Origin of the sequence: Christensenella sp., from assembly GCF_034927525.1 — a bacterium.
Classification (GTDB): Bacteria; Bacillota; Clostridia; order Christensenellales; family Christensenellaceae; genus Christensenella.
On record NZ_JAYFPU010000151.1, the window covers coordinates 1 to 5,768 of the forward strand.

Consider the following 5,768-nt stretch of genomic DNA (forward strand, 5'->3'; position numbering starts at 1 on the left):
AATTCCAAATATCCCTCGGACAGGCGAACAGGGTCGGGGATAATCGGCTCCCATTCGCTGCCGTTCCAATATGCCATGACCGTTCGGTCAAAGCTCTCGGCATCGGGGATGTTTTTCTTATCAAGCTTCATGGTGATTTTCACCGGCTGGTTCAGGCGCACCTGCTCCATGCCCTCAACGCTGATATCGATGGGAGTAGTGAGCAAGACGTCTTCTCTCTCGGAGGCTTTCGCCACGATGACACTTACATCCCCGTCAAAAGCTCCAGCAGGAACCGATACTATCCAGCCGCCCTTTTTCAGATTCCCGATTTCTGCTCCTTTGTCCGAAGCAATTTGGGTTGAGGCAAAACCACTTTCTCCACATCCTGCAAGACCTGCTATAGCGGACAGCAGCATGACGGCTACAAGCAGAATAGATAATATTTTTCGTTTCATTGCGCAAAGCTCCTTTCTGTCGGCTTACTCAACCGCAAAGCTGAACATCAAATCCGGCGCGACGTTGACAAAGCCGGAATAATAGTGCATGGTGACCTCGCTTTTGTCGGTCTGCCGCTGATAGACCATCCAGCCGCCGGTGGATTCGCCAGGGGCAAGCTCTATGTCCTCCATATACCGCTCGTTCCTGTCAGCCACATCCGACATCACCTGTGAATTTTCCTCCGATGTCATGTCGCTGTCGTCCCCGGTGGGCCCTTCCTCGTAGATGATATAGATATCCTTCTTGTTCGGGGAATCTATCGGTTCGCCGGAGACATTTGTGAAGGTAAACCAGACCTTAACATATTCAAATCCATCCTTCGGCCTTGAAAGCATACCTGTATAATCGAAAGGCCCCGCCACGTCAATAGTGATGGAAATCCCGTTTGCCTCGGCTGCTTCTCCGATACCGTAATACCTGTTTTCATCCGCTCCCGCCTCGCTGGAGGGAGCATTGCCTGATTCGGAGGGTGGGGGGCTTTCGGACGTTGATTTACCGCCGTTTTTTTCACCGCAAGCGGCTAAGGTGAACATAAGTACCAATGATAAAAATATAATTAATTTCTTTTTCATAAGATTACCTCCTAAAATTCTTGTTATAGCAAGCCAACTTCCAGTCAGTCGATCTTGTATCCTTCATACCGGGGTCCATCTTTTGTTTCGTCTTTAAATAACATAGTCGTTTCACCGTTTACCTTTGTACCCCCATCCTCAAGGATAAAAGTATATTTTGAATCTATTGTGATTTCACTGTCTTCATGGGGAATCTTTTGAACATATGAAGCTATTCCCGAAGCCTGATCATAGGATAATTCAAAAGGTTCTTCACCTTTAGCATCGCTGGATGCCACCAATTTATCTCCGATCTTTGTGAACACGACAGTATGCTTCTGTTCTTTGCCGTCATAATAGGTATTCATCGAATAATTCCCGGCGATATCGTCGATGGAAAGCCCAGTCTTTCCTTTTTCCGTTTCCTCAGACGGAGTGTTGCTTGCTTCAGTTGAAGCAGAACCTTGCACTTGCGATCCTTCTTCGCCTTTCTCGCCGCAGGCGGCAAGGGCAAATATAAGCACCATCGATAAGAAGATAATCAAAGCTTTTTTCATAAGAGAAGCCTCCTTAAAATCATTTTGTGATTTTCCGAGTTAGATTTGCCTTAATCGACTTTTAAGCCTTCAAAATATACTGTTCCTGCGCTACTCGTTGAAGTGCCGGAAACATATATACCTTTGTTCTCTTTTCTAAACATAAATGTTTCTATAGTACTTGATCCATCCTGATGCTCATAAGTGCATGTTGCTGTATTGTTTCGGTCATAATCAAAAGGCATTTTTTGGAGAATGACAAATAAACCTTTGTCAATTTCAAGCTGCCCATCCCTTTTGACAAACTTTATTTCTGTTGCTTGTTCCCGCGGGCCTTCGGGCCAATCGCTTTTTAGTGTCACATCATAAATCCCCACAATCTCATCTATGGAAAGCCCACCAATTGCCTCAGCCGATGGAGCAGTAGATTCCTCGGAATCCAATAACATCTCGTAGAGCAGATTTCGCAGATTTTCTATGACCTCGTTCAGCTCTTCCTCGGTGTAATAGTATTCTTCCTCTATTTCCTCTGCCAGCTCTGTGGCGGTCTTAGGCTCTCCTTTCTCCGGCACGGGCAGACCCGCTTCCTTTAATTCCTTTGCCACCTCATCGGGGGTTTTTCCTTCTGTGCTGATCTCGGTCATGGTTACGGTGGTCTCGCCATCATCGTCCACGGTAATCGTGCCGCCAAGTATCTTTCCCTCGCTGACTAAATCTAGTACGCTCTCCCCGATATAGTTGAGCTTATCCAAAGACCCCATCTGTTTTGAAAACTCCGCACCGGCCTTTATTCCTGCCTTGATTGAGTCTCCGCTGAACACGTTGACCCCTCCGGCGATGGATGCGATGGGGCCCACAATATCCTTAAGGTCGTTGGCTGCCATTGTCACTTTGTTGTTTTCGCCAAGGATGATGGTGCTGCCGGTGGAAGCGATGTCCACAATGGTATCAACGCCACTGATGACCATGCCTCCTGCCTCTAAAATGCCCGTGGCTGTACCTCCACTGGCTATGACGCCACCAATATATAGTCCTGTTTTACAAGCGGTCTTTGTCGCCATCGCCGCATTTTCGTACTTCTGAATAGTATCGGCTTCATCGTTATAAGCCGCACCTTCTAAAATAGCCTGCGCCATTTTAAGCTGGGCAAAGGCATTTTTTGCATCTGTTCCAAGGTTTTCCGAAAGCTGCTTGATTTTTTGGCCTGAAGGGTAGGCGTCGTATTTTGTGGTCAAATCCTTTGCCCATTTTACGGCGACGTTTTCCTCGGCAGCGTAGGCCACCGTAGTAAATAAACCAATCATCGCGGGTTTTGATGAGATATAGGAAATGGTTGCCGCCTGCGTAGACGCGGAGCTGCGCAGACTTTGAGCATAATCTGCCAATTCCGCTGCTTTGACACTGGCCAGCTCACAGAGCCGCCATGCCTCCAGCGTGTCGTCAGTCATGGCTTTCAGCTCGTCTATACTGCCGTTTTCAATGTCATACTCAATCAGCGCCTCAGTTTTGAGCCGGGCGATGATGTACTGCTGTGTCGCTATCGCGCCCGCCTGTTCCACGGCGGCGCGTTCTGCGGCTACTGCGGGAAGGGATACCGTGGTGTTTTCATCTGTTCTACCGCCGCAGCTGGCAAGGGTGAAAATCATAATAAGCGCCAGAAATAAAGACACATACTTTTTCATTGCATTACCTCCAATGTTTATATTTTGCTTCTTGTGTTACCATCCGGTGATGTCTGCCGTTACGCCAGTTTCATGAAGCAGCTTTTGAGCGGCATCCAGCAGCGCCTGCTTTTGAGTCATTCCGTGCAGCAACTCTACCCGCATGGTCTGGGCCGCGTCGCCAAAGGTCAGGCACATCCGTTCCTGATCAATATGGGCGGTGTGCAGCCGTACTCCATGCACCCCGTCGAGACCCCACCGGTAAATTTCACTGCCGATGAGGATACCAAAGGTAGATACTACGGTTTCCTCGGTGTCTTTTTTCATTTGGCGGCCCGCCATGGAGATGAGAGCAGATGGCACCGCAAGGATGCGATTATCCCAAATGAGTGTTGCGTCATAGAGCAGACGGCTCTGCCTCACCAATAACAGGAGAGAGATAAGGCTGATAGCTCCAAAGACGAAAACCACTTCTAACATAAATGCCATGCCGAGCCACACCGCCAAACAAATACTGGCTGCGAACAAAAAGGCATATCCATTGCGTCGTTTGCGGATTAATTTCATTTGCACCAACCCTCCTCCAGTATAAATTTTAGGGAAGGATGCCTCAAAAAGCATCGTTCGAAAGGATGAATTTGCAGAAAAAAGCCCCTCATACTTTAGTATGAGAGGCCAGTTAAACCCTGTATTTATGTGATTTTATGTATCATTCAACCCTTTGATTCTTCAGCAGGGTGCTGATGAGTTCTGCTCGACTACCTACATCATATTTTGAAAAGATATTCCTTGCATGTGTTTTTACAGTACTCTCACTGATAAACAAAGCCCCAGCAATTTCGCGGTTGGATTTGCCTGAAAGGATTAGCTGCAATACCTCTTGCTCCCGGACGGTCATCGGGTCAAGAGTTTTAATTTGACGAACAATGTCCGTTTGCTGTGACTGACTCATATTGTCATAAGCGGCAAGGTAGGCATGGCTTTTCAGCAGTAAAACAAGTTGGTGGTTCAGCGGCGGCAGCATAACCAGTGTAACGCAAACCACAGTAAGGGCAATCACCGCAATCTCCGCACTGGGAAGCCCAATAGATGTTACGGTCATTCCCAAGACGCCTCCGCAAAGCACGCCGAATACATTGGCGGAAAGCCCAATGCCAAAGGTATGTGCCGGGTTGTCGCTATAATCCAGCATTTCTCCAAGGATGCTCCACCAAAACAAATCGAAAATACCGCAAGCACCGAGCATCAGCGTATCCACAATCAGATAGTCGGAAGTGTTTCGCCCTAATAGCATAAAGCTGATGAACGCTCCTATAATCATTGCCATCCCGATATACAAAATTCTGGAACGCTTTGCTTTCATAGGTAGGTTGCGCATAATAGCGAGCGCCACGATATAAGGCACGGCCCAATACCAGCTTACCAGCCTCGTCAGATGCTCAAAAGCGGGGTTGATGACTTGATACATCAAGCCGGAATTAATGGTGATGATGAAGACAAAAAGGCACAATAGCAACAGTGGATTTTTGATGCCTCCCATCTTGTTTTTCAATATTTTGTTCTGCTCATTCTTCGGTTCCGTAGGCAGCATCCAAATAAACACCGCTCCAATTACAAGACAAAGCATAGAGAGGCTTAGCCCGATAAAGGTTGACCCGTTCATAGCAATTACGTTGACTGTAATCATCAGCAGATTGGAATAAATCAGAGCATCGGCACAGGATTTAATGCGCTCGTTCTTGGGCGTAAAGGTCCTGAAAAAAAATCCCCATGCCGCCACCGCACAGCCGCTAAAATATCCGCTGACAATCAGTCCGCCCATCCATAGAGCGGGGAGAGGAAAAAAGAAGGGGACAGTGGCGGCTAAGCATAAGCCCATACCGCCGAACATCATGCTTTTGGCGGCCGCCTGTGATTTGACAAACAGGCCACAGGTAAAAAGCCCCGCAAAATGTGCGATAATTGCAGCCAGTATGTAGCGGTCGGCGTCTGTTCCACGCAGATCCAGCAGGCTGTACAGCACCTGCCCTTCAAACTGAAATGACAGAATATAGGCAAAGAGAAATGAAAATCCGGCAACAGAAAGCCTGCGGGCATTGAAAGATTTAAGTCCGTTCATTTGATAACCTCCTGCTCATCGGAGGTTCCGCCGCTCCTGACCCATTCATCAATTTCGGCAGTTTTAAAACGCCACAGCTTGCCGACCTTTGATGAAGGCATATTTCGCTGGGCAATCCAGCGCATGATCGTGTGTCGTTTTACGCCAAGGTAATCGCATACCTCCTGCAAGGAAATCCATCTATCTTGAATGTTGTTTTCTGACATAATAATCCCTCCGCAGTGTCCGGTTCGGTACATGATATGTACAAGATTATTATAGCAGTATTCATGGGCAAAGGAAATTCATTTTTGTTGTTTTATGTATAATTGCGTTGTTTAGTTCAATTTATTGATACCCTTAATTGCTTAACAGCCATCGTTGGTGCCTGCCGCTTCCTTTTCTTTTTTATTCGATATTTTCTGAAACGATCCCTATGAAG

General features: G+C 47.2%; 7 protein-coding genes. All 7 read right to left on the bottom strand.

The features are described 5' to 3' along the window. On the bottom strand, positions 1-437 hold a 437-nt coding region (locus tag VB081_RS06145; RefSeq protein WP_323399951.1), incomplete at its 3' end, for a hypothetical protein. 24 nt (positions 438-461) lie between these two features. After that, positions 462-1,052 carry a hypothetical protein gene (locus tag VB081_RS06150; protein WP_323399952.1) on the bottom strand — a complete coding sequence of 197 codons (591 nt, stop codon included), beginning with the start codon at positions 1,050-1,052 and terminating at the stop codon, positions 462-464. Positions 1,053-1,096: 44 nt separating this feature from the next. Next, positions 1,097-1,588: an LptM family lipoprotein gene (locus VB081_RS06155; protein WP_323399953.1), complete on the bottom strand. Its 492-nt coding sequence runs from the start codon at positions 1,586-1,588 to the stop codon at positions 1,097-1,099. Between the two features lie 50 nt (positions 1,589-1,638). Then, the gene (locus VB081_RS06160; protein ID WP_323399954.1) at positions 1,639-3,249 is read right to left on the bottom strand and encodes a hypothetical protein; all 1,611 of its coding nucleotides are present in this window, start codon (positions 3,247-3,249) and stop codon (positions 1,639-1,641) included. Positions 3,250-3,285: 36 nt separating this feature from the next. Further along, on the bottom strand, positions 3,286-3,795 hold the full coding sequence (locus VB081_RS06165; protein ID WP_323399955.1) for a hypothetical protein: 510 nt from the start codon (positions 3,793-3,795) through the stop codon (positions 3,286-3,288). Between the two features lie 142 nt (positions 3,796-3,937). Then, positions 3,938-5,347, bottom strand: coding sequence for a LuxR C-terminal-related transcriptional regulator (locus tag VB081_RS06170; RefSeq protein ID WP_323399956.1), 1,410 nt, complete (start codon positions 5,345-5,347; stop codon positions 3,938-3,940). Continuing rightward, positions 5,344-5,553: a helix-turn-helix domain-containing protein gene (locus VB081_RS06175; protein ID WP_323399957.1), complete on the bottom strand. Its 210-nt coding sequence runs from the start codon at positions 5,551-5,553 to the stop codon at positions 5,344-5,346. Before VB081_RS06175 ends, VB081_RS06170 begins: the two co-directional genes overlap by 4 nt. Positions 5,554-5,768 lie beyond the last annotated feature (215 nt).

Coding starts and splice junctions, on each gene's coding strand:
- VB081_RS06150 (WP_323399952.1), bottom strand. CDS start 1,052: ATGAAAAAGAAATTAATTATATTTTTATCATTGGTACTTATGTTCACC.
- VB081_RS06155 (WP_323399953.1), bottom strand. CDS start 1,588: ATGAAAAAAGCTTTGATTATCTTCTTATCGATGGTGCTTATATTTGCC.
- VB081_RS06160 (WP_323399954.1), bottom strand. CDS start 3,249: ATGAAAAAGTATGTGTCTTTATTTCTGGCGCTTATTATGATTTTCACC.
- VB081_RS06165 (WP_323399955.1), bottom strand. CDS start 3,795: ATGAAATTAATCCGCAAACGACGCAATGGATATGCCTTTTTGTTCGCA.
- VB081_RS06170 (WP_323399956.1), bottom strand. CDS start 5,347: ATGAACGGACTTAAATCTTTCAATGCCCGCAGGCTTTCTGTTGCCGGA.
- VB081_RS06175 (WP_323399957.1), bottom strand. CDS start 5,553: ATGTCAGAAAACAACATTCAAGATAGATGGATTTCCTTGCAGGAGGTA.